General features: G+C 36.5%; 24 protein-coding genes, 1 pseudogene and 2 riboswitches. Of the genes and pseudogenes, 5 read left to right on the forward strand and 20 right to left on the reverse strand.

The window, feature by feature from the left end:
- Window positions 1-342: 342 nt before the first annotated feature.
- A complete protein-coding gene (locus tag FEZ13_RS04400; RefSeq protein ID WP_146551614.1) occupies window positions 343-963 on the reverse strand; it encodes an aminotransferase-like domain-containing protein in 621 nt (206 codons plus the stop codon).
- On the opposite strand from FEZ13_RS04400, the gene FEZ13_RS04405 reads away from it, so the two are divergent.
- From FEZ13_RS04405 to FEZ13_RS04425, 5 genes are all read left to right on the forward strand, one after another.
- Window positions 962-1447 (forward strand): pyridoxamine 5'-phosphate oxidase family protein, encoded by a 486-nt coding sequence (locus FEZ13_RS04405; RefSeq protein ID WP_146551615.1) that lies wholly within the window; start codon window positions 962-964, stop codon window positions 1445-1447. The genes FEZ13_RS04400 and FEZ13_RS04405 overlap by 2 nt on opposite strands.
- Before the next feature lie 268 nt (window positions 1448-1715).
- On the forward strand, window positions 1716-2000 hold the full coding sequence (locus FEZ13_RS04410; RefSeq protein WP_146551616.1) for a lactococcin 972 family bacteriocin: 285 nt from the start codon (window positions 1716-1718) through the stop codon (window positions 1998-2000).
- Window positions 2001-2336: 336 nt separating this feature from the next.
- Window positions 2337-2960 (forward strand): ABC transporter ATP-binding protein, encoded by a 624-nt coding sequence (locus FEZ13_RS04415; protein ID WP_146551617.1) that lies wholly within the window; start codon window positions 2337-2339, stop codon window positions 2958-2960.
- A 13-nt stretch (window positions 2961-2973) separates the two neighbouring features.
- Window positions 2974-5118, forward strand: a complete 2145-nt coding sequence (locus tag FEZ13_RS04420) for an FtsX-like permease family protein (RefSeq protein WP_146551618.1) — start codon at window positions 2974-2976, stop codon at window positions 5116-5118.
- 21 nt (window positions 5119-5139) lie between these two features.
- Window positions 5140-5664, forward strand: a complete 525-nt coding sequence (locus FEZ13_RS04425) for a hypothetical protein (RefSeq protein WP_146551619.1) — start codon at window positions 5140-5142, stop codon at window positions 5662-5664.
- Window positions 5665-6538: 874 nt separating this feature from the next.
- On the opposite strand, the gene FEZ13_RS04430 is transcribed toward FEZ13_RS04425, so the two are convergent.
- From FEZ13_RS04430 to FEZ13_RS04520, 19 genes and pseudogenes are all read right to left on the reverse strand, one after another.
- On the reverse strand, window positions 6539-7171 hold the full coding sequence (locus tag FEZ13_RS04430) for a hypothetical protein (RefSeq protein WP_255473046.1): 633 nt from the start codon (window positions 7169-7171) through the stop codon (window positions 6539-6541).
- Complete coding sequence (locus tag FEZ13_RS04435) at window positions 7168-7599, reverse strand: permease prefix domain 1-containing protein (protein WP_146551620.1); 432 nt, start codon at window positions 7597-7599, stop codon at window positions 7168-7170. Before FEZ13_RS04435 ends, FEZ13_RS04430 begins: the two co-directional genes overlap by 4 nt.
- The gene (locus FEZ13_RS04440) at window positions 7596-7925 is read right to left on the reverse strand and encodes a PadR family transcriptional regulator (protein ID WP_146548703.1); all 330 of its coding nucleotides are present in this window, start codon (window positions 7923-7925) and stop codon (window positions 7596-7598) included. The genes FEZ13_RS04435 and FEZ13_RS04440 overlap by 4 nt, the downstream gene beginning before the upstream one ends.
- A 699-nt stretch (window positions 7926-8624) precedes the next feature.
- Window positions 8625-10154, reverse strand: coding sequence for a cobyric acid synthase (locus tag FEZ13_RS04445; protein WP_146551621.1), 1530 nt, complete (start codon window positions 10152-10154; stop codon window positions 8625-8627).
- 22 nt (window positions 10155-10176) lie between these two features.
- Window positions 10177-10713: a cob(I)yrinic acid a,c-diamide adenosyltransferase gene (locus tag FEZ13_RS04450; protein WP_146551622.1), complete on the reverse strand. Its 537-nt coding sequence runs from the start codon at window positions 10711-10713 to the stop codon at window positions 10177-10179.
- 18 nt (window positions 10714-10731) lie between these two features.
- The gene (locus FEZ13_RS04455; protein WP_146551623.1) at window positions 10732-11295 is read right to left on the reverse strand and encodes a nitroreductase family protein; all 564 of its coding nucleotides are present in this window, start codon (window positions 11293-11295) and stop codon (window positions 10732-10734) included.
- Window positions 11292-12068: a uroporphyrinogen-III C-methyltransferase gene (cobA, locus tag FEZ13_RS04460; RefSeq protein WP_146551624.1), complete on the reverse strand. Its 777-nt coding sequence runs from the start codon at window positions 12066-12068 to the stop codon at window positions 11292-11294. Before cobA ends, FEZ13_RS04455 begins: the two co-directional genes overlap by 4 nt.
- Window positions 12065-12706 carry a precorrin-2 dehydrogenase/sirohydrochlorin ferrochelatase family protein gene (locus FEZ13_RS04465; protein WP_146551625.1) on the reverse strand — a complete coding sequence of 214 codons (642 nt, stop codon included), beginning with the start codon at window positions 12704-12706 and terminating at the stop codon, window positions 12065-12067. The genes cobA and FEZ13_RS04465 overlap by 4 nt, the downstream gene beginning before the upstream one ends.
- Window positions 12699-14087 carry a cobyrinic acid a,c-diamide synthase CobB gene (locus FEZ13_RS04470; RefSeq protein WP_146551626.1) on the reverse strand — a complete coding sequence of 463 codons (1389 nt, stop codon included), beginning with the start codon at window positions 14085-14087 and terminating at the stop codon, window positions 12699-12701. The genes FEZ13_RS04465 and FEZ13_RS04470 overlap by 8 nt, the downstream gene beginning before the upstream one ends.
- Window positions 14088-14310: 223 nt before the next feature.
- On the reverse strand, window positions 14311-15426 hold the full coding sequence (locus FEZ13_RS04475) for a cobalt-precorrin 5A hydrolase (RefSeq protein ID WP_146551627.1): 1116 nt from the start codon (window positions 15424-15426) through the stop codon (window positions 14311-14313).
- Complete coding sequence (cobM, locus tag FEZ13_RS04480) at window positions 15423-16205, reverse strand: precorrin-4 C(11)-methyltransferase (RefSeq protein ID WP_146552744.1); 783 nt, start codon at window positions 16203-16205, stop codon at window positions 15423-15425. Before cobM ends, FEZ13_RS04475 begins: the two co-directional genes overlap by 4 nt.
- Window positions 16205-16912, reverse strand: a complete 708-nt coding sequence (cobI, locus tag FEZ13_RS04485; protein ID WP_146551628.1) for a precorrin-2 C(20)-methyltransferase — start codon at window positions 16910-16912, stop codon at window positions 16205-16207. Before cobI ends, cobM begins: the two co-directional genes overlap by 1 nt.
- Window positions 16905-18125 (reverse strand): precorrin-6y C5,15-methyltransferase (decarboxylating) subunit CbiE, encoded by a 1221-nt coding sequence (gene cbiE, locus FEZ13_RS04490; protein WP_186725766.1) that lies wholly within the window; start codon window positions 18123-18125, stop codon window positions 16905-16907. The genes cobI and cbiE overlap by 8 nt, the downstream gene beginning before the upstream one ends.
- Window positions 18103-19215: a cobalt-precorrin-5B (C(1))-methyltransferase gene (locus FEZ13_RS04495; protein ID WP_146551629.1), complete on the reverse strand. Its 1113-nt coding sequence runs from the start codon at window positions 19213-19215 to the stop codon at window positions 18103-18105. The genes cbiE and FEZ13_RS04495 overlap by 23 nt, the downstream gene beginning before the upstream one ends.
- 11 nt (window positions 19216-19226) lie before the next feature.
- Window positions 19227-19877: a precorrin-8X methylmutase gene (locus FEZ13_RS04500; protein WP_146548714.1), complete on the reverse strand. Its 651-nt coding sequence runs from the start codon at window positions 19875-19877 to the stop codon at window positions 19227-19229.
- A gap of 1 nt (window position 19878) precedes the next feature.
- A complete protein-coding gene (gene cobK, locus FEZ13_RS04505; protein ID WP_146551630.1) occupies window positions 19879-20655 on the reverse strand; it encodes a precorrin-6A reductase in 777 nt (258 codons plus the stop codon).
- The gene (locus FEZ13_RS04510; RefSeq protein ID WP_146551631.1) at window positions 20652-21569 is read right to left on the reverse strand and encodes a sirohydrochlorin chelatase; all 918 of its coding nucleotides are present in this window, start codon (window positions 21567-21569) and stop codon (window positions 20652-20654) included. The genes cobK and FEZ13_RS04510 overlap by 4 nt, the downstream gene beginning before the upstream one ends.
- Before the next feature lie 19 nt (window positions 21570-21588).
- The gene (gene cobJ / locus FEZ13_RS04515) at window positions 21589-23256 is read right to left on the reverse strand and encodes a precorrin-3B C(17)-methyltransferase (RefSeq protein WP_146551632.1); all 1668 of its coding nucleotides are present in this window, start codon (window positions 23254-23256) and stop codon (window positions 21589-21591) included.
- A 57-nt stretch (window positions 23257-23313) separates the two neighbouring features.
- A pseudogene (locus FEZ13_RS04520) lies at window positions 23314-23469 on the reverse strand ((2Fe-2S) ferredoxin domain-containing protein); the annotation flags it as partial.
- Between the two features lie 126 nt (window positions 23470-23595).
- A riboswitch (cobalamin riboswitch) is annotated at window positions 23596-23784 on the reverse strand.
- Between the two features lie 314 nt (window positions 23785-24098).
- A riboswitch (cobalamin riboswitch) is annotated at window positions 24099-24284 on the forward strand.
- Window positions 24285-24361: the final 77 nt, after the last annotated feature.

Consider the following 24361-nt stretch of genomic DNA (forward strand, 5'->3'; position numbering starts at 1 on the left):
CAGCCTCCATTTTATAGTGTCTCACATCCAGAGTTAGACCGAAAGAGTGAAGAAAGTCTTTGATAGTATACTTGGTGTGAATAAGTCATTCATGTACCCAAAAATATTGTGAATAAACGATTTCATAGAGAAACTGATAATGATAAAGATTAGAAATCTATAGCAACTCAGATGATATGTTTGGATACAGCTTTAAGTAAAAAGAGAGAGATAAAAGGGATACGGTCCCCTTTTCTCTCTCTCTTTTATTGTACGATAACAGGCGTGTAAATCAGCGAATACCTAATATTTTTATGGATATAATTGGATAATAAACACGCCTAGTATGATGATAAAAGTGCACTAAAAACAACTTTTCAGTTTAGTAATCCCTTCTACGATATCTTTGCTATTGACACCACCGAACCCAAGCATAATATAAGACACCTCGTCGGGATTTAACCAATATTTTTTTGGGGAATATACTTTAACGCCAACTTTCATAGCACGTTCGATTAATGTATCTGCGTTCGTGTTTTTTAATTTCAATAAAATATGCAATCCACCCTGTTGACCTACTATTTCAACTTTATCTTCCAATTGTTCCTTGATTGTTTGAACCAGTATTTGCTGTTTCTTTTGATAGGTTATTTTCATCCTGCGTACATGCTTTTCGAAATATCCTTTCCTCATAAAAATAGCGATCGCTCTTTGCAAAAGGGGTGAACAATTTTGAGTTTGTTGCTGTAGCATCGCCTCTGCAGACTCAACAAGAGAATCAGGCAGAATCATATAACAACATCGAACAGCTGGAAGTAAATTTTTTGAAAACGTTCCTAGATAAATAACCCTATCAAACTGATCTAATGACTTTAAAGAAGGAATCGGTTTCCCGATATAACGAAATTCACTATTATAATCATCTTCAATAATATAAGAATCTTGATGTTCTGCCCATTTTAGTAAGTCATAACGTTTCTGTATTGAAACAGGATTTTTAGGATTAGCCCAAAATAACGAACCATATGTTGTTCCGCTAAACTATGTCTGGTTAAATGGGAGTATCTATTTCCATGGAGCATCGGAAGGGAAAAAAATAGATTTTATTCAAAATAATCCTCTTGCAACTTTCGTTATTAGCAGGTTTGAAGGGACAATGGTTTCCCCCATTCCTGCCCATACCGATTCCGCTTATCTGAGTATTATGCTGTTTGGAAACATTCAAATAGTCAATGATTTAAAAGAAGCAACAACTGTTATGCAAGCACTGCTGGATAAGTATGTAGCAGGTTATTTCAGTACACCATTGGCTTCCCAACATGTGGCACGCTATCAATCTTCGCTTGGAAGTAAAACATGTATATGTAAGCTAACCCCCACAGATATAACAGCAAAAGAAAATATGACATTGGAAGATCAATTGTACTATAAAGGAAGAAATGTTATTACAGATACTTCGGTTGACTAGATTTTGATTTAAATATAGTCATACGATTTTCCAAATATATTTTTTATCGATGACAAAGTATTCATGAAACAATATATCGAGATTTGAATTAAGAAGGAAGGAGATATCGTATAATTTTCGATTAATCAACACACGAGATTTAATATTACTTTTAGATTTAATTGTTTATCAATTCTATAAAATTTATAAAAATAGAAATAAAAGAAATACTTGTATTTAATGATTCAAAAAAGTATAATTGGAATTAAATAGAAATGTGGTGAATATTATGAAAAAGAAAGCTATTACATTTGTTTTATTAGGTTTATTGGGCATTAGTTCTATTATACCTTTAACTGCAAAGGCTGGAGAAACATGGAATTATGGATATGATTCATCAAAAATGCAGTGGTATAATCACTACTACCACACTGATTATAGACACTTTGGTAGTATATCCAAAAACAATCTTACTTATTATGGACCAGTTGCAAACCCTGGATATTGGTCGAAGTTAAATTTAGATTTTAACGGTCCTTATGCTGTTACTTATCAAAAATATGTTATAAGATAAGAAAGTTTAAAAGGGGGTTTATTTTAAAAATAAATCCTCTTTTATTAAAAAAAGGTGCATTACTAACCTTCTGACCTATGATTGGGACAAACAAAGGTATGTACGAGAACAGACATCAAAAGACATGTGAGGGTACGTATTATAAGCAGTGCAAAGATCCAAATATGCATCACATATTAGAAAAGAAAGTTAATTTTAACCAGTAGACTTTGGCAAAGTGTACCTAATTAATGATAAATATTTTAATTATCAAAATGCATAAATAGTAATCTTAAAAACTTTTTTGATTGTGTCAAACCGTCAATATATCAATATTTATAGAGGAAGGTAATACATATGATAGAGATAAAAAGCATAAATAAATCATTCGGAAGAAAGACCATTTTTAATGATTTTAACTTAGAAGTAAAGCCTGGTGAGTTTATTGGTATTGTCGGGAAAAGTGGTAAAGGAAAAACTACCCTTTTAAATATGATAGGTACATTAGAAAAACCTGATTCAGGAATAATAAAAATAATGGGGAAAAATATTCAGCATAAAAGAGTAAAAAGATTATTATTGAGGAATGAATTAGGCTTTATCTTTCAGAACTATGCCTTAATAGATAATGCATCTGTAAATGAAAATTTGGAAATTGCTCTTAAACATAAAAAAATGAAAAAAACACAAAAAAATAATTCTATGTCTTTAGCACTGGAACAAGTAGGGCTATTTGATTATGGCAGAGAAAAAGTATATACCTTAAGTGGAGGAGAACAACAACGAATAGCTATCGCAAGATTATTACTAAAAAACCCCTCTTTGATTTTAGCTGACGAACCAACTGGATCATTAGATACTGAGAATCGAGATATTATTGTATCATTGTTTCAGAGATTACATGAACAAGGGAAGACAATTATTATGGTTACTCATGATAAAGACTTAACTAAATTTTTTTCAAGAACAATAAGACTATGAGGAGAAGATAATTATGAAGAAATTATTATTCCTTCTCTTAACTACCACTCTTATTATTGTAAATTTTTTATCTATTAAACAATTTGAATTTATACAATTTCAAAATTTTAATTATCAAAATTCAAATGAAAAGTGGAATATTTTAATAGAAGAAGGAAATCCAAATAAAAGTAAATTCGAGAACTTCCAATTATTAGAAGAGGCTGCAGAAGAGGCAAAAGTTAACTTACAAAGAGTGTCCTATGAAAAGAATACAAAAAATGAAGATTCGATAGTATACTATGTGACCCTCTATGATGCAAGTAAGTATTTCAAAAATCTGAAATTAACATCTGGTCAATTCTTGAATGAAAATAGTGATCCTGAAGATTTTCTCTCTACAGAAAAAACAAATAACAAGCATCAGATAGGACAACTAGAAATATTTCATAGTTTTGATCCAATTGAAATTCGTCCAATGATTGTTGCTGAAAAAACAAAAGATATTAAGGGAACTTATACGTCAGTTGGCACAGAGCAGACTAATAATTTAAAAAGAATAGCTTCAGAAAAAGGACTTTCTATTAAATTGTCAATGGAACAGTCACAGCGCTTGATGACAAAATACCCTTACCAACAAATGATGTACATCGGAATGCTTATTTTATGTTTGTTAATAATGCTTGCACTATTATATGACATTAGCAATAATTTTAAAGAAATCGCAGTAAGATATATGTTTGGTTATAATTTTGGGCAAATAGGATCCTATTTATTAAGAAAATATATAAAAATCTTCTTATTTTCTTTATTAACAGCAATTCTTGCATTACTATTATTTTTGTATTTTTATAATCAGTATCAACAATTTTTTGAATTTATATATTTTTGGATGAATAACATCTTCTTATTACTAACAATTTTATCTTTAATTTTTATTATAACTTGGCTAGGAACTAAAAATATTAACATTCCTCAAATGATTAAAAATAAAAAACCCATTAAAGTATTTTTTTATTTAAATATTATTGTGCGTTTCGTATTAGCTGTTTTCCTTTTGCTAGGGTTACAGCAAGAAATTAGTACTTTTCAAAGTTTAAAAAAAACAATTTCGCAACAAGAAAAATGGTCCTTACTAAAAGATTATTCTTATTTGGGAGTAGTTTCTGCTACAGGACAAGAAGTGGTTAGTTTTCAAAATGATAAAGATATGCGGAAAAATTTTCGATTATTATATAAAGAGTTGGAATCTCAAGGTGCCTTTTATATATCTCCATCTAATTATTATTTAAATAAAGATTCCTCGTTGAATTCAGATCCATGGGGGATGAATGGAAGAAAAGTAGAAATTAATAAAAATTATCTAGCTGTTAATCCAATCAAGGATATTCAAGATAAAAATGTAGAAATACCAAGACAAAATAAAAACGAAATAACCGTCCTTGTACCTATGCAGTTCAAGAAAAATGAAATAAATATAAAAAACTCGATTTCAAAAGATTACGAAGGGATTTTTAATATAAAAGATCCTAAGCCAGTTGATGTTAACATAATATATGTTAAAAATAATCAATCTTATTTTACTTATTACGCAAACATGGCCCAGAATAATAACTATGAAATTAATGATCCAATTGCCATAATTGTGAATTGTGAATTTGATCCAGTAATATTATTTAATACCATATCTATGGGGTATGGTTATTATACTAAGAATAGTGAAAATAAAGATCCCTTTGAGATGACAAAAAATACTCTTAAAAAGTATGATTTAAATGATATCTGGCAACCTATATCTGTTGCTTATTCAAATGTTGAATTAAAGATTGCAAATGATACAGAAACACTTCAATTAAATTTAATTTATTGTGGGTTATTAATAATTTTAGCAGCTATTTTATTGTTCTTTTCGGCAATTTATTATCTGGAAATGAATAAACAGTCCTTAGCATTACAATGGATATTTGGCTATAATTTTTTTGAAAAGCATAGTTTAGTTTATCTTTCAATATTAGTATTTTGGAATCTAGCTTTTATGATTTGCTTTTTTATTGCTGATAATATAATTTTATTGGTAAAGATAACTGCTTGGCTTATTATCTTTGATTTTCTATTAACAAGCATCTTATTGATCATTAAAGAATATAATATTACAAAACAGGTACTAATTGAAAAGTAATAAAGGAAAGGAGTGCAACGATTGAATAAGAAAGTGAAAATTAGCCTAGCGATTATGATTCTCCTTTTGTCTGGCGGTATATATTACGACTTTATTCATAGTAAAGGAGATGGAGTTAATGATGCCACTTCCAATGATACAAGCAAACTTAATAATGATTCACAGTGGCAACTACCATTTAAATCAAATGTGGATAATGATGTACATCAAAGCGAAGATAAATATAGTGAATATAGTGAATATAATAATAAATATTATTCTGTATATATTAGACAAAATAATGGTACAGGTTCATCCTTTTTCCCTCAAACACTAAATCCTGGTATTAATAAGGATCCTTCTGGATACCATGTAAGCTTATCATTTGATGACAATGGAAATATTATAAAGGGTGAAAAAGTTATAGTAATTGATAATTTCGTAATTTCAAAAGATAATGAAAAAATGATTAAAAAAATAGCTGGAAAAAATTATAAGGCTGCCTTGCAGGAAATAAAAGAACAATTAATTGATACTAAGGAAAAGACGGGCTATAATTTAGAATAAAATAAAACCAAAAATACCCTTTGGATTTGATTATTCAATATTCAAAGGGGTCAATTTTATATTTAAAAGCCCAATATGTTGGGAGTGGTTCTTCCGAATACACAGTGGATTAAAAATATATCGAAAAAACAAAAATGAATCCATTTCATCAATCATTTTCTTCTTAAAAAATACGAACATTTAATCATAACTAATTTTGATAATTGTGGAGCGGAAGACGGCGACTCCTCGAAAATGCCTGCGCATTTCCTTCGTGCGGTGTTAGTTCAAGAGGCTTATGCAAAGTCCTACGGGAAAAGCTTGAGCCCGAAAGCCCCGCAGGAACGTTTAAAGGACAAAGCCTAAGTTCGCCACGTCCTGTGGCAACGGCTTCGGGGTCCACACCGTGTCGACCCGAGGAGATGGAAGCCAAGCCCGTGGAAAGCGCGTCTGGAGCGGAACAAAATTTTCTGAATGTTAATGTTCATGTTGATTTGAAATGTTCGTGTTTTTATCTGAATTTTGCATGATGAAATTGATTCAAATACTTAAATATCAAACAATAGTTTCTCAAAAATGAATTCATATAAAACTTTTTGGTATAACGATTTAAAACATATCTTTTTACTTGTTCCTCTAATAATTTGTTGAGATAGGTAAAAAACTACTTCTCAAAAACTGTTTTTATATGTGTTACCTTTATTTTGGATTAAAGGATATTTTACTACCTCCAAATATTATAAAGGATTAAGGTTATTTATTGACGAAAGTGTTCAATCTTATTTAGCGATAAATTTTCATTATAGTTTAGCATTTACATATTTTTAGATTAACATGTAAAATAAAATATATTCCGATTTCGAATATTTATATATTTCCAATTGAATCAAATAAATTAATTACTTTTCTTATAATTAAAATAATACATACTTAATGGCCACCAAAGTACGGTAAAGATTGGATAAACAGCCCAGATTTCTTGTGGTGAAAAGATAGCATTAATGCTGATAAAAAATAGACTAATAAACAAAGAAGCAGAGATAGAGAATCCAAAATAGGATTTTCGTTTTATGTGGTAAAGGGAAAGCGGCCACCAAAGAATCGCGAAAGCCGGAAAAATAAACCATGGAGTCTGAGGAGCTAAAAAGATATTTAAAATTATATAGTATAGAATAAAAGAAAAACTTCCTATAAGAGCTGTGGTCATGCTTTTTGCTCGCTTTCCAAGCAACATAAGGGCCGGCCACATTACAATAGGTTCCACCGTATAGAAAAACCACGGATAACTAGGCATATCAATATAGTTCTCTGTGATAAGAAAAAGCAAAAGCAGAAAACTTCCTACCATAGAGAATAGCGTATATTTCTTTGCATATACGCAGTACAACCCCAGTGGAAATAGCACTAATATGAAGACTGGATAAATAAACCAGGGGTATTGAACGCTTGTAAAATAATTGACTAGGATTAAAAATACAATGGTCATTACACTGCCTGTAGCAACAAATCCAATATCATATTTCTTCAATTTTTACTCTCCCCTTTCACTTTCATCCATCTAAAATACATCGTCAACGGCCACCAAAGCACAGCAAAGGTCGGATAAACAAACCAAATTACATGAGATGAATAATAGAAATTCATAAAGACAAACAAGGCAATGATTAATACACTTCCCCAAATCGAATATTCTAGGTTTAATTTAGTATTATTTTTCTTATTTGATTTCCCTGGTTTTGCGGACTTATTGACCCCAAGTTCTTTTGTCAAGTCCTCGATATCTCCAAATTCAACAATGGCTTTATTAATTGCATCCTCTTCAGCTTTCCCTTGTTCCATTAAGTCCCACACTTTTTCTTCGAGGTTTTGTAGCACTTCCTGCATAATCGATGCTTTTTGTTCACTTTCTGGAACATCTTTAAATAAGTCGTTTACATGTTGCGTTAATCGGTTCAATTAAATCCCTCCATAAATAGATCAATAATTTCCTTTGTTTCTTGCCATTCAACGACCGTTTCCTTGAAGAATGCCTTTCCTAGCGTAGTGATTCGATAATACTTTCTTTTCCCTCCCTTTGAAACACTTCCATAATATGATTCAATTAATTCCTTTTTCTCCAATCTTTGAAATACTGCATACAGCGTAGCTTCTTTTATTTGAAATTTGTTACCTGTACGCAAACTGATCTCCTTCGATATTTCAAAACCATAGCGATCTTTTTCCATTATTAATCGCAGAATAATGGAATCCAAATGTCCGCGAATAATATCACTTCTAATCAATTTGTCACTTCCTTGCCTGCAAACTACTCCATTACATAGAGTTCTATCTCATAGAGTAATTATAATGAACTGTACTCTATCTGTCAAAGTAATTTTTATATAAAATTTCAGGCGTGTTGATTATCCAATTTAATCCATAAAAATAGGGGAATTCGTTGATTGTAGCGAAGGCTTGCTCGCTTTCCTGCGGGAGTCGAGCAAGCCGCAGCGAAGATCTATATAAATGGTCCTGAAAATACAGGGTTTTTCAAAAATTACACCAAATAGGTATTCCTGATTTTTGTAAAATCAACACATGTGATAAAATTTACTACCACCCTACGAATAAAATCTGAATATTTAGTATTTTATTTTTAAAGTAACTATCATTGTTCGTAAAGCAGGAAAAAGTCGGGGCAAAGTTAAAGAAATTGATACTGTGATAGGTGCATATTCACGCATCTGCTTTGTTATGCACAGATATACAGCCACTATAAAATTAAATTAAAAAGCAGCATGAAACAGTTACTTTAGGAGCTCCCCTGCATCTAGTTTAAGTGCTATTTTGCACTATAAGTGACTATAAAAAAGCCCCATTTCTCAGCATTAAACTTGAGAAATGGGGCTCTTTTCGTTACTACGGAAGTGTCTACAGAACAACTTGGCATTCTAAAGTGCTTGGCAGCAACGATTATATTTTGAGACAAAATCGCAGTTTCCTTATGAAGGATCAAATTGTGCTCGAGTTGGTATACCGATCATTTTATAGACCCGCTCCATATCGATATGTTGCCGGACATGATCGGCTAATAATTGATAGGCAGCCTCTCTACGTTCTGCATCGGATTGGATTTGTTGGTCGAGTGGTTGCAATCCTTTTTTTACACGCAGTTGATTGACCATTTTTCGCGTAAATGCTTGATTGTTAAAGATCCCATGAAAATACGTACCAATCACTTGCCCATCCATCGCAATAGCCCCATCACAGCGGCCATCAGACAACTTCATAAATGGTACGCAATGATCATCTTCTATCACTGTTTGACCAAGGTGGATTTCATAACCTGTTAGTGACATCGTATCAAAAATAGTTGATACAGTATGACCGGACATCTGTACTGTTTTTTTATCCTTATTGAATATGGTAGTGACAGGTAATAGGGAAAGCCCAGTCGCGCTACGACCGTCCCCTTCGACTGCATAAGGATCTTGGAGCTCTCTACCTAATAGTTGGAACCCTCCACAAATTCCAAAAATGGATGTACCTTTTTTGGCGAGTTTTTGAATAGCTGAGGCGAATCCTTCATCCTTTAACCACTGTAGATCTTCTATCGTATTTTTTGTACCCGGAATGATCAGCAGATCTGGCTCCCCAAGCTCTTTTACATGACGAACTAAGCGAACCCCTACTTCTGGTTCATCAAAAAACGGATCAACATCTGTGAAATTTGAAATTCGTGGTAAACGAATCATGGCTACATCTATCGGAAACTCGCCTTGTTTTGGTCTTTTAAAGCGCAGTGAAGATAGAGCTAAAGAATCTTCCGCTTCGATATTCACCTGAATATATGGAATGATCCCTAATACAGGAATTCCTGTTTCCTTTTCAAGCCATGCAACGCCATCGTCCAATAGCTCTCTCATTCCACGAAATTTATTAATAATGATTCCTTTTACTCTAGCCCTTTCTGAATCATCGAGGAGTGCCAACGTGCCAATGATGGAAGCAAACATACCCCCTCGCTCAATATCGGCAACTAAAATTACAGCAGCATCCGTAGCATGAGCCATGCGCATATTCGCAATATCTCGGTCCTTAAGATTGATCTCAGCAGGACTTCCGGCGCCTTCTAATACCATCACATCAAAGTCATTTTGTAATTTATGTATAGATTGTTTCACAATGGGCATTGCCTTTTCGACAAAATCATTGCGATAGCTAGTGGCACTCATATCCATGAAGTGCTTGCCATGTACAATCACTTCAGAAACCATATCTTGTTTTGGCTTTAGTAAAATCGGATTCATATCTGTCGTGGCGATGACTCTAGCAGCCTCCGCTTGCACCCCTTGTGCTCTGCCAATTTCACCGCCATCGATCGTTACAAAAGAATTAAGTGCCATATTTTGAGATTTAAAAGGAACAACCTTCATCCCATCATCAGAAAAGATTCGACAAAACGCTGTACATATCATACTTTTTCCCACATCAGATGCAGTACCTTGAATCATTAAAGCTTTAGCGGTCATAGGCTTACGCTACCTTCTTCCATTAAAATTCTAATCCTTTGACAGCAGGTATTCCTCTTTCATAATAATGCTTGGTCGCTTCAATGGTTGACACTAAATCCGCTATCTCTTGTAATTCTTGTTTTGCATTTCTACCAGTAATAACAAGGTGCATCGTTGAGGGTCGATTTTGAATAGCCTCCACTACTTCTTGTAACGGTAGGACATCATCGATTGGAAATTTGTCGATCGATAAAGCATTATTTAGTTCATCCAGTACCAATAGATCAATAGAGGGATCCGCTAATGCAGCTTTCGCTTTTTTCCAAGCGATCCTTAAAGCTTCCCGGTGCTCTTCTGGTGTTTTCGTCCATGTAAAACCAATGCCCATTTGTTCGATTTCCACCCCTAGTTTTTTGAAAGCCAAAGCTTCACCATATGTACGTTCAGGTGATTTGATAAATTGCATATATTTCACCTGTAACCCTCTACCAATCGCTCGAAGTGTAACCCCCAGTGAAGCAGTTGTTTTTCCTTTTCCTTCCCCTGTATAGATCAAAACCAATCCTTGACGTGCCATTTTCACATCCCCCTTTTTCTATAACCAAGTTGTTTTTTCATCAAATGAGATTCTCTCTGTTGGAGGAACTTCTTTTCCCTCTTCAGGATATCCGATGAAAATAGTACCGATGACTTTTTCATTTTCGGGTGAACCGATAAATTGATGCATTCGTTCATCATGTACTAAGCCGACCCCTCTTGTCCGCCATACGAAGCCCAAGCCCAACTCTTGCGCTGCTAGCCACATCGAATGGATCGCACAGCAAGTCGCAAACATATTATCCTCTGAATCATCTGGTTTATCTGGAATTATTGCCGAAGTTACAACAATCGCAACAGGTGTCGTCGTGACAACTTTTAGAGAGCTTTCTACTAAATGTGGTTTTGTAGGAAAACGTTGTTGCAAGTACTCCGTCGCCATTTCTTCATATCGTTTCATCGCATCTCCTTGAATCACATAGAAATGCCATGGTTGTCGTAAGCGGTCATTTGGCGCATATGTCGCTACATCTAATAACTTTTCGATTTTTTCTTTTTCGATAGGCCGATCTGCATAGTTTCGAATGGCTCGACGGTTTTTAATCGCTTCAATAATCGTCATTTTCTGTCCCCCGCTAAAATTGTTTGTTTTTCAAACCATTTGATTTTTTCTCGTAATTGCACAACTTCACCGACTAATACCATCGATGGATTGTGGAATTTTTCTTGCGTAACAAGATCATAAATGGTTTCTAATGTTCCTGTGATAGTACGTTGCTGTTTTGTTGTGCCCCATTCGATCACTGCTACAGGTGTAGTGGAACATTTGCCATTGTCCATCAGCTTTTGACTAATATATTCAAGATTGCCAACACTCATATAAAAAGCGATCGTATCGATCCCACTTGCTAATGCCTGCCAATTTAAATGATCTTGTCCTTTTTCTTCACGACCATGACCTGTTACAATGGCGAAACTTGAAGCAAATTCTCTATGAGTAACCGGAATGCCTGCATAGGCTGGTGCCGCAATTCCCGCTGTAATCCCCGGAACAATTTCATAGTCAATACCATGTTCAACTAATACTTCGGCTTCTTCTGCTCCACGTCCAAAAACACAAGGATCTCCACCCTTTAAGCGTGTGACCGTTTTACCATCTAAAGCTTTTTGAACGAGTAATTCATGAATTTGTTCTTGGATCAGGTGATGCTTGCCAGGGGATTTTCCACAGTAAATCAGCTCTGCTCCTTCTTTCGCATGTTCCAATAGAGCAGGATTGACAAGACGATCATAGGCAATAACATCTGCCTTCTGTATACATTCTAATCCATAAACAGTGATCAGCTTGGGATCACCAGGACCTGCTCCAACTAAATATACTTTTCCTGGAGTCATTGAATCGTCCCCTTTTTCAATAATTTCTTCAATAGTTGATCGCGTTCTTGTATTTGTTTTGCTTTAGTTAGCGTTAAAAATTTTGAATCTAGTAATGCGGACAAAAGGACACTTTTTAATTCGGCATCTGTTATTTCATCAATAATTTGACGTCTTGCTTGTTGTAAAAATAAAACGTAGTCTTCATAAGTTTCATCATATTGTGTTTCTAACTCTTTCTTGATTTTTTGAGCAAGTTTTGGATTGGCACCGGATGTAGAAACAGCGATGGCTAATGGTCCCCGACGAACGACAGATGGAACGATAAATTGACTTAGATCTTCCCGATCGACAACATTACAAAGTTGATACGGATGAACAGATTGAGCTACGAATTCATTGATTTCAGAACAATTGGTGGCAGCAATGATCAAAAATGCACGATCTAGGTCATCTGGTGCAAATGTTTTCTTTCTCCATTCAATCGATTGTTCTTCCACTAATCGTTGAAGCTTTGGTGACAATTCTGGGCTCACTATTGTTATTTGAGGCTGTGCTTTTAACAGGCTAGTAACTTTACGTGTAGCCACTGACCCACCACCAACAACTACAACAGGCCGATCTGTTATGTTCAGCATGATTGGATAATAATTACCCATTTGTATTCACAACTTTCTTCTGGTAGTTTTTACATTGTTCGATCCATTGAGCAGCTAGTTGTGGGTTAGAAGCAAAATGAAAATGCGTATAGCCTGCGATTAAATTTTCATGCCTATAGCCTTCTCCTCGTTTTTTGAAGCGGCTTTTTGTTTCATAGGCATAATGAATATTTTCCGGTTTTGAATAAGTAGAATAATGGAATTCATGACCCTTTGCCTCTTGATCTTCCTTGATTAAAAAGTTTCCTTTTGTACCGAAGATTTCACGATATCCCAATGCAGCCCGCTTTGTTTGCATTTGTATCGTCCCCGGGATACACCCAACCATTTCAAAGCGCTTGCCATCTGTTGTGAAGATAGCCTCCGTTAAAAACATAAAACCTCCGCATTCCGCTAATGTTGGAATTCCTTTTGCTATCGCTTGTTGTATAGATTTCTTTACATCCGTTTGTTGCGCAAGCTGCTGCGCAAATTCCTCAGGGAAGCCTCCTCCAATATAGAGACCATCTGCATCAGCGGGTACTTCTTCACCATTTAATGGAGCAAAATACTCGATTGCCGCCCCGTTCGCTTGAAGTAATTCGATATTTTCTTCATAGTAAAAGTTAAAGGCAGCATCTTTCGCGACAGCAATTTTCACCTGCTGATCCTTTTGAACATCAAAAATACTTGGCTGAATAGCAGAAAGTTCAGGAGCCATCGATAACTCATAAATTTTTTCTAGATCAACAGTTGCACGGATCAAATCTCCCAACTGTTGAAAAAATGGTTGTAGTTCACCGCGTTCAATCGCTGGAATAAGTCCTAAATGTCTACTTGGCATTTCGATGTTTTGTTCTTTTTTTAGATAGCCAACCACTGGAATTCCACATTCTTGTTCCACCGCGGCTTTTACGATTTTATAATGTCCTTCACTTCCAACCTGATTCGCAATGACAGCGACTACATGGACCTTCGCATTGAAAAGTTGAAAACCTTTGACAATGGCCGCCACACTACGAGCCATGCTTGCACAATTCACGATAAGCAATATAGGACTTTTCGTTAAGATGCTGATTTCAGCTGTGGAACCTCGATCTTCTAATGGAGATTTTCCATCATAGAGCCCCATTACACCTTCAATAATGGAAATATCTGCATCTCGACTATTTCGTTCTAGGATGTCTACGACCGTTTTTTCATCAAACATCCAGCTATCTAAATTGCGAGAAGGTCTACCTGTAACTGCTGTATGGAATGTAGGATCAATATAATCGGGTCCACATTTGAATCCCTGAACTCGAAGGCCTTTTTGCTGTAAGGCAGCCATGAGCCCAATCGTAAAGGTTGTTTTGCCGACACCACTACCAGTACCGGCGATGACTAGTCTATTTGCTGACATCTTATTTTCCTCCTATCACGTTCTAACGGGCAGTAAGATCCCCATCTCAGGATTTAAAAAGAAACGAAAAAGATAGATGGAAGATCAACTGCCGCATGTGTCCGATTGGTTCGGGCCAATAGGATGTTGGTCCCTCAGGTGTTGCCACAGGACGTGGCGCTTTTCACCTGAGTTCTTCTATTTCAGTGGGGAAGAAGAAAACTCCACTGATGAAAGTTTCACTTTATCGTATCAATGCAACAGATATCGTCGTATTGCCTGATTTTTTCTTGACGAGTTCTAGATCTTCTGCACCAGTATAAATTCTGACGGCAGGCTCACTGACACCGTAGACACCTGTATATTTAAATACGGTGTCAGAAGGCGCCTCGATTTTCTGAGCATTCAATTGTTCTGGTTGATAATAGACAAATTCCCACCCATGTTTCGATGCAACCTGTAAAAAGCCTTCTTCATCTTTTTTTAAATCGATGGTACAAAGTGCTCTTACGCTTTTGACGGAAATTTGAAGTTCCTCTAATGTTTCTTGAATAACTTGTTCAATTTCTTCAGCAGAAGTCCCACGATTGCATCCCATGCCAATGACCACATTTTTAGGCCGATAAAGTACACCATTTTCAAGAATTTGTTCCTCTTCTTTGGTTAAAATACGGTGTGTAATCACAAGTGCTGCATCTGGTTTTGCCTCGATCGCTTGTTGAATGGTTGGATAGATTTTTAAATGATCAGGCATAGGGCTTTCTAAATGCCACCAATTGGTTTCACCAGATTCCTGAACGATTGCCACATGTTCTTCATTGACGACAGATGCACTAACGGGTGTTAGTTTTTCTGGTGAATCCCATTCCCACCCAAAACGTGAACCAAACAAATCAACAGGTATTGTTTTTTGCACATCAGAGGCAGTTGTAATAATCGCACGTGCATTCAAAACATGTGCGACCTCACGCGTTAATTGGTTGGCACCGCCAAGATGTCCGGAAAGTACACTAATGACATTTTCTCCACGATCATCTATTACAACAACAGCAGGGTCCTTTTTCTTATCTTTTAAAATAGGAGCGATCATTCGAACTACTGCACCAAGTGAAATGATTAGGATAATCCCTTTATACTGTTTGAAAAGAGTCGGAAGAAGTATTCGAACACTTCCTGAAAACAATTGAATCTGTTTTGTTTCTTCATCGCCTTGTTCAAACTTACTCATATAATACACATCTGAATGAATAAAAGAATGCAATTTTCGCGCAAGTTGTACACCATGCTTCGTAATGGCTACAATGGCATATGGATTTTGTTGGTTGACTTCTGGTTGAATCCCTTCTTGTAATTCAATCATTGTGGTGTCACACCTTTTCTAAATCCATGCGTAAATGTAGCATCATATAATTTGGAACGATATTCATCTTTGTCATATATATTTGGATCTAAAGCCCAACCGGCTAGGATCATCGCATGTTTTCGAATCCCGTTCTTACGCATATCTTCATCTAAATTTGCTAAAGTTGTCCGAACGATTTTTTGATCTGGCCATGAGGCTCTTTGGACAACCGCAACAGGTGTGTCATCCGACCAACCGGCAGCTTGAAGCTCTTTGACAATTTTTTTCGTTAATGTAGCACTTAAAAATAATGCGATTGTACAATGGTGACTTGCTAAATCCCGTAGTTTTTCGAATTCTGGTACAGGTGTACGACCTTCAGCTCGAGTCAAGATCAATGTTTGTGTTAAATCTGGAATCGTCAGTTCAGCTCCAACAGCCGCTGCAGATGCGAACACAGAGCTAACACCTGGAATGATTTCCACTTCAATACCAGCCCTTTTCAATAAGGCCATTTGTTCCATAATCGCTCCATACATCGCAGGATCTCCCGTATGGATACGTGCAACTGATTTGCCAGCATTGACACGATCAATAATGGCTTCAACCATTTCTTCTAAGTGCATACCCGCCGTTTTTAACACTTCTGCCTCAGGTTTTGCTTTGGCGATCAATTCCTCATTTACGAGGGAATCTGTGTACATCACAACATCAGCAGTTTGTAAAATTTGCAACCCTTTTACCGTGATTAAGTCTGGATCACCAGGTCCTGCTCCAACGATATAAATCTTCTTCATCATTTACGCACCACCATTAATGTTAAATATTCTAAATCTGCCCCTTCTAGTTCATCTATTGACCAAATCACTTCTTCCTCAGAAGTAACTTTGGTTACAACAGAAGCTTTGTCGAGTAAATTCAAATCTCTCAATACTTCAATCATCAAATCGATTACTTTTGCCACTTTGATAAAAACAACGGCATCATGATCTTCAATGGCTTTACGCATCACATCATATTCATCGGTAGCTGGTATAATCGCTACATGATCATCGCCATCCGCCAATGCAATACCGAGACGCGAAGCCGAGCCGTTAAAACTAGAGATACCCGGAACAGTTTTGACTTCGATCTCAGGGTGAAGTTGTTGCATCAGTTTCATCATATGGATGAATGTACTATACAAAAGGGGGTCGCCTTCTGTTACAAAAGCAACATCTTTTCCTTCTTGTAATTTGTCATAAACAATTTCAATGGTTTTACGCCATTCAGCATCTAAAATCGCTTGATCTTTTGTCATTGGAAAAACGAGTCCAAGCATCTCTTTTTCGCCTGGTCGTATGTATACATCTACAATGCGCTGCGCATAACTTTTACTGCCTTTTCTTTTTCTTGGGTACGCAATGACTGGCGTTTCTTGAATAACACGAAAAGCCTTTACTGTGATGAGTTCTGGATCACCCGGACCTACACCAAGACCATATAAAGTACCAATATTAGTCATTGATTTCTTCCTTTCTAGTAGCTGTTATCATATAAATAGGGTTAAGTGGTGTAAAGCGGTTCATCCCTAAAATCGGCTTATTGTGTGCTAACTGTGCATGTAGAATGCTCGTATGAAAATTCAATTCTTTGAAACATTCAAGTGCTTTATATAAATTTTCGATCGTTGCAGCATTTAGGACAATTCGTCCACCATCCTTTAATCGATCACAACAAACGTTCAGAAGGTCTGTCATATTTCCTCCCGTTCCTCCGATAAAGATAGCATCTGGATTCGGAAAAGTTTCTAAACCTTCTGGTGCTTTGCCATGAATGGCTGTAAGATCTGTTCGGAATTTATGTTGATTTTCAATGCAATTAGCTAAGTCACCTTCGTTTTTCTCAATGGCGAAAACTTGCCCATCACGTGCGATTCTCGCAGCTTCTATTGCTACTGAACCCGTGCATGTTCCGATATCCCACATAATACTGTCTCTTTGTAATTGCAAAGCTTGTAAACTCAATACACGAATTTCCTTTTTCGTAATCAAACCTTTATCGGGTCGTCTTTGTGAAAATTCATCATCTGGGATTCCGAATGTCCATTTGGGTGATGGTGCTATTCTTTTTAAAATGACGACATTTAAAGGTGAAAAATCACTGTTTTTCATTTCTTCTAAGGAGTACCAGCCTGTTTTTTCATCATTTCCCTGCAAATTTTCTGCGACGAATGCTTTATATTCCGTCATTCCAAATTGTAGCAAATACTTGGCGATCGTACTTGGGTTATTTTCTGAGTCTGTTAAAATCGCAATCTTATCATAGCCTTCGATTTTTTGAACTAAGCCTTTCATTGAACGGCCATGGACACTTGTAATATAAGCGTCTTGCCAACTTTCTCCTATTCTTGAGAAGGCTAACTGAATGGAACTCAGATATGGATATACTTCTATCTTTATTTTTTTGGATAAATACCCACCAAGTCCATAGAATAATGGGTCTCCTGATGCTAAAATAACTATATTTCTCGTATCATTTTGAATGGTTTCCACTAATTTTTTTAAGCCGCTTTTAACAACAAGCTTTTCACCTTTATAATAAGGAAAAAACGCTAACAATCTTTCGCCACCGATCAGCACATCACTTTCCTCAATCCACTTTATATACTGTGGTAATAAACTTGCTTGTCCGTTGTCACCTATTCCAATCAACTTAATCGATTGTGTCAATTCCATCAGCCCTTCCTAATAATTCACCCTTCATCGAATAGATAGCCGTATCCATCACAAGACCACCTTCTACATGTTTCAAAGAAGAAATGCAGCATGCCTCACACAAATGATCAAAAAATTTCCGATTGCCAGTTTCTATCATAATCTCACCGACATGTGATGCCGTATTTGCTGCTAAAACTTCATTTACAACTTCATCTGATGCCTCAACATCTTTCGCTAACTGTGCTAGAAATTCGAAGTTGATCGGTGCACTTTTTGAATGTACCATCATGACGCCTTGAGCAACCTTAGAAAATTTGCCCATCATTCCTACTAATGAAACTCTTTTGATCCCTTTCAGTTTACAATGCTTGATGGCAAATCCAACAAAGTCTCCCATTTCAATAAACGCTTCTTCAGGAAGCCCTTCATATTGTTTCATGGCATAACGTTCGCTTCTGCCTCCTGTTGTTAAGACGACATGATCATTCCCCGTTGCATGTGCAACGCTAATCGCTTCCACAACACTTGCTCTATAGGCAGAACTTGAAAAAGGGACTACTGTTCCACGAGTACCTAAAATAGAAATACCACCAATAATACCAAGTCGACCATTTAATGTGTTTTTGGCGATTTCTTCTCCATCAGGAACAGAGATCACCACTTTTACGCCGCGTTTCACGTTAAATTCGGATAAAGTTTCTTCGATGGTTGAATAGAGCATTTTACGAGGTACGGGGTTAATCGCTGCTTCACCAATTGCCACTGGAAGACCTGGTTTTGTCACTCGTCCGACACCAACACCGCCATCTAAGGTGATCCCTAACTCATGTTGCCAACTTACAGTGGAAACGATGGTTGCTCCATGGGTTGCATCTGGATCATCGCCACCATCTTTGATCGTTTCACAACTGACAGCATCATTGGTAAATAAGCTTTTCTCGATTGTAAAAGTTACATCTCTTCCAATCGGCAAATGAATCGTAGCCGTTTCTTGTGCCTCACCAGTGATGAGTGCCGTTAATGCCGCTTTCGTTACAGCTGTCGCACAAGCGCCTGTTGTGTAGCCATGACGCATTTGCGATGGATCTTTTTTATTTTTCTTTTGCATTTAGAATCGTTTTACACTTGATCAGCTAAAATGGAAATAGCATTTAAGGCAGCTACAGTAACTGTGCTACCACCTTTACGTCCAATATTCGTGATATATGGGACTTCTGTTACTTTAGCCAATTCTTCCTTGGATTCTGCGGCTGAAACGAAGCCAACAGGCATACCAATGATTAAATCTGGTTTTGCTTCGCCCTCTTGGATCAATCGAATAAGTTCTAATAATGCTGTTGGGGCATTCCCAATAGCGTAAATGCCTCCTTCATGCAATTTTGCGGCTTTTCGCATAGACATGATGGCACGAGTCACGCCAGCCTCTTTTGCCGCTTTTGCAACATCTGGATCAGAAATATAACAGTGAACGTCACCACCATATTTTTGGAATCGTTTATGCCCCGTTCCTACTTCGACCATTTGGACATCTGCAATAACGGGTTTGCCGGCACGAATGGCTTGAATACCTGCTTCAATAGCTTCAGGCCGAATAATGACACTTCTCCCTAAATCGAAATCTGCGGATGCATGAATAATACGGCGTACTACTTTCCATTCGTTTTCTGTAAAATCATGAGGACCATATTCTTCCGCAATCGTTGCAAAACTATGATCATAAATTTTATTAGGGTCAACAGTAACTGGTTTAAAATCTGATTTAGAATTCATGTTATTCCTCCTCGCTTTCTAATTTTGAAGATAGCTCTTGAATTATTCCTTCAAAATCAGAATGCATATTTTCATATTTTACTTTTGGTCTTGCTATCATGATTGTTTCAATGCCACACTCGAATGCGGCCTCCAATTTCTCATCAACAGAACCGACCTTGCCGCTTTCCTTTGTGATCATCAATGTGACATTGTATTGATAAATAAGTGCTACATTCAACTCTTTTGAAAAAGGTCCTTGCATAGCGATAATATCTTTTTGCGCTACCCCTAATGCCTGACATTTTTCCATATTATCAACTCTCGGCAGCATACGAGCAAGCACACGAGTATTTTCTAATCCTAATAAATATTTGGTGAAAATGCCGAGCGTTTTACTACCTGTCGTTAACATGATGACACCGCGTTTTTTGGCAGCAAGTGCTGCTGCCTCCTCATAGTCTTGAACGACAGTGACTAAAGGATGCGTGAAACTTTGACTTGCTCTTTCATAACGGATATAAGGAATTTTAGCTATTGAAGCTGCAGCTAAAGCGTTTTTGGAAGCCTCTTCAGCAAATGGGTGACTCGCATCAACAATTGCTTGTAAATGATGATCCTTGATAAATTGTGCCATTTGCTCCGCCGTTAAGCGTCCAACATTTGTGCTAATACCAGCCTCCCTTAAACTTTTGGCTGCTGTTTCTGTTACAACCGTTGCGATCACCTTCCAGCCGCTTTCTTCGATTTTGATGGCCAGTTCCCTTGCATCGCTTGTACCAGCTAACATGAAAATCATTTGTCAACACCTACTAAATAATCATGGTCGTGGTCAGTGTGATGATGGTCATGATCATGATGTTCGTGCTCGTGGTGATGACCATGGTCGTGATCATGATGATGCTCGACAAACTGAGCTGCATTCAAACGATACTGGCATGTATCACAATTCATCTTGACTTCACCTTGTAGCGATTCCGTGATGCGATCTTTCAGTACATTTTTTAAAGTTGGATGATAGCCAAAATAGTTAGCTAGCGTAATATCTATTTCTGGATAATTTACTGCATATGTTTGTCGCATATCTTTCATTCTTTCCATTAATATACCAGTGAATAGGAAATAAGGGAGCATAATGATTTTTTTCGCACCTAATTTCACACATCGTTCCATTCCCTCATCAACAGTTGGATAAGTGACCCCCATAAAAGCACATTCAACTGTCAATACATTAAGTTGTTCCCAAAGCATTCGAGAAATCTTATAGAAATCACTATTTGCATCTATATCACTTCCACCTCGTCCGATTAACAAAATGGCCGTATCGTCATTTTTTTCTTCAATCTGAAAACCCGTTTCCGTTAGGCGTTCTTTTAAGATCTCAAAAATACCTTCATGTACCCCAAGTGGTCTTGCGTAGATGATGTGAACATCTGGATATTTTTCTTTTCCTGCATCAATTGCAGCTGGAATATGAATCTTCGAATGTCCTGCTTGCAAAAGAATGATTGGCACTACATGAATTTCTGTTGCACCTTTTGAAACACAATGATCTATGCCTTGTGCGATATCGGGGGATGCGAATTCAAGGAAGCAGCTTTCAACAAGTAGATTTTTATCTAAAGTTGGTTTCAATTGTTCGACGAACTGTGTCACCTCTTCGTTTCCTGCTGCTAATCTACTTCCATGCCCTACAAATAGAATGGCTTTCATTTTTTTACCTCCATCATCATTAGTCACCACAAGGTGCTGGTTCAATCTTTATTTTTGGTGCTATATCTTGATAAATATATCCCTGAATATTTTTCACTCTTTTGAAATATTTAAATAATCGTTCATTTGGATGTGCATTTTCTTTATATTCTTTCATAATGTTTGAAATGACTTCTACGATTTTGTCTGGTTCAATGCCCTCTGCTACAGGCTGTCCGGGATGTGCAGTTCTTCCAACAGGTTTGGCCCCTAAAAATAAATCAAATTTCCCCTTTCGGTAAATAATGCCAATATCTTCATTGACCGCTTTATAACAAGCCATACCACAACCATTGAAGCCAATTGTCAACTCTTTTGGTAATTGCATACCACCCAATTTTTCTTGAATTTCTTCTGCGTAAGGAATCCCGCCCGTTTTTTCACCATCACAAAAATCACAAGCTTTTAATGTTAAAACATCTCCTACTGGTGATAGCAGGAAGCCTACATTTTGTAATTTGGATGTAATTTCATCGGGATTTGAAGTAGGTATTTTTAATAGAATTTGATGATTGGGTGTATATTCCATGGTGCCTTTTTCACCTACAACCATGGCTAAAGTCATCATTTGTTCGGGTGTAAACTTTTTATTGGCAACACCAGGACTTACAGCTAATTCAAATATTTCTTCAAAATCTTGATGGATGTATTGTGTAGTTGTAGTTTCAGGTTGTTTACCAGTCACGCGTTTTAAGGCTTCCAGAGCCATCTCATATGAATTTACTTTTGGATGCTCTGTCTTGATCGATTCAACCTTTGGGACTTTCTCAACAACAGCTACAGAAGATTGAATACGCTGAACACCTGTTTTTTGATCCATTGCCCATGGTTCAGCTTCCTCTTTTAAGCGTTGATGTGGTTTTAATGCTTGTTTATCCGCATGCAACGTGTATTTTCTTTGATAGCCACGTGGGGTAATCATTTTATTGTCATAAAGGAATGTGGAAGAGTTACCAATAATGACAGTCGTTAACATCCCGATATCATTTTCAAGCATTTCACTCAAGTTGGTAATCGTGATTTGCTGACGGTCACGATAAGCACTTTTCACTAATCCAACAGGTGTATCGGGTGATCGATATTGCAAGAGAATACGTTGAGCTTCAACAATTTGACGTGTTCTACGTCCACTACGTGGGTTGTAAAGTGCTATCACAAAATCCGCCATGGCGGCAGCTTCTATTCTTTTAGCAATTAAATTCCATGGTGTTAAATGATCACTTAAACTAATTGTGCAGGAATCGTGCATAATAGGTGCCCCTAATAGAGAGGCACATGAATTGATAGCAGAAATACCTGGAATGATTTCGATTGGAATCCCGTTTGCCTCGGTCCAACCTTTTTCGATTAACACCTCGTATACGAGTCCTGCCATACCATAGACTCCTGAATCACCACTTGAAATGACAGCTACTATTTTCCCGGTTTCTGCTTGTCGAACTGCTTCTTGAGCTCTTGAAACTTCCTCTGTCATCCCTGTGCTAATAATTGTTTTTTCATTCGTAATGAGATCTTGGATTAGTTCAACATAAGTTTTGTAACCAATGATAAAATCACTTTCTTGAAGTGCTTCTACTGCTCGCGTCGTAATATGTTTAAAATCACCAGGGCCAAAACCAACGACATATAGTTTACCTTGTTTTGCCATGTGAACTTCTCCCCTTTTTATTTATTTGTTTTTGTGAATCCCAATAGTGGCTGCAACTCGAGTTCTAGTTGTATGGATTTGTTCGTCCATCCCTAATTGTGTAATCTCATCTCGAATGGCGAGGGTGATTTCCTCTGCTCCTTTCTTCATACATGAACTTCCGTTACAAATGAATAAATGACTTTTCATTCCCGATAAATCCCAAGTTACCATATCCACTCTCCTTTTCATCCTATTTATCAATAGAAAAAGGAAAATAAAAAACCTTTATTCTTGGAATAAAGGTTTAAAAACTAGTTTGTTAGCTGGTACCATAGTTTTTACCTTTCCCTCCGAAAAGTATCGTACTTTTTAAAAGCAGGTTTCCTGGCTTACATTTCACTTTACTCTGATCTCTTCCCAGTCATTTGACCAGTGAGTTTTATCATTTCATCCATGTTTACAGTAGCGGGGGCTGCACCGGCTTTGAACCGTTTTCCCTATTATCCCTTGAAAATCTACAAGAGCACTTTTAAAAATAGTATGTAATTGTTCATTAGAAAAACAGGTGTATAGATCGATCAATTCAAAAAAACTTGTTGCATTATAATCAGCGAGTTTTCATCTCACCTGTTAGAAAAATTTTAAACTGTCATCATCATATACTATTTTGTCATGATTTAAAATATATTTTTTATCTTATAGACTGTTTTTCAATTTAAAAAATAGATTTCTTGTACAATATTTCTCTAAAATTTTAGTAATTAACTGTTATAAAACAAACTTTTATAATCATCAGAATTTCTTCTAATAAAAAGATAGAATTGGGCATATAATCGTGATACACTGGATTTGTAATATAACAATTCAATAAATTTTATGGTGCTGAATTTAGATATTTAGCTTAAAAGGGAAGTTTGTGCAAAACAAACGCGGTCCCGCCACTGTAAAGCCGAGTTATGCTTTTAAGATGCCACTGTCAATGATGGGAAGGTGAAAGTATAATGATGACGCTAAGCCAGGAGACCTGCCATGAAATGCGAATTAGTTTCAGCCTACGAGGATAGGTGTGAGAATAGACATGCTAAGCAATTAGTATTATTTTACTATTCATCAACACTTCTTC

The organism is Rummeliibacillus sp. SL167 (genome assembly GCF_007896505.1).
In the GTDB taxonomy this organism is placed as follows: domain Bacteria; phylum Bacillota; class Bacilli; order Bacillales_A; family Planococcaceae; genus Rummeliibacillus; species Rummeliibacillus suwonensis.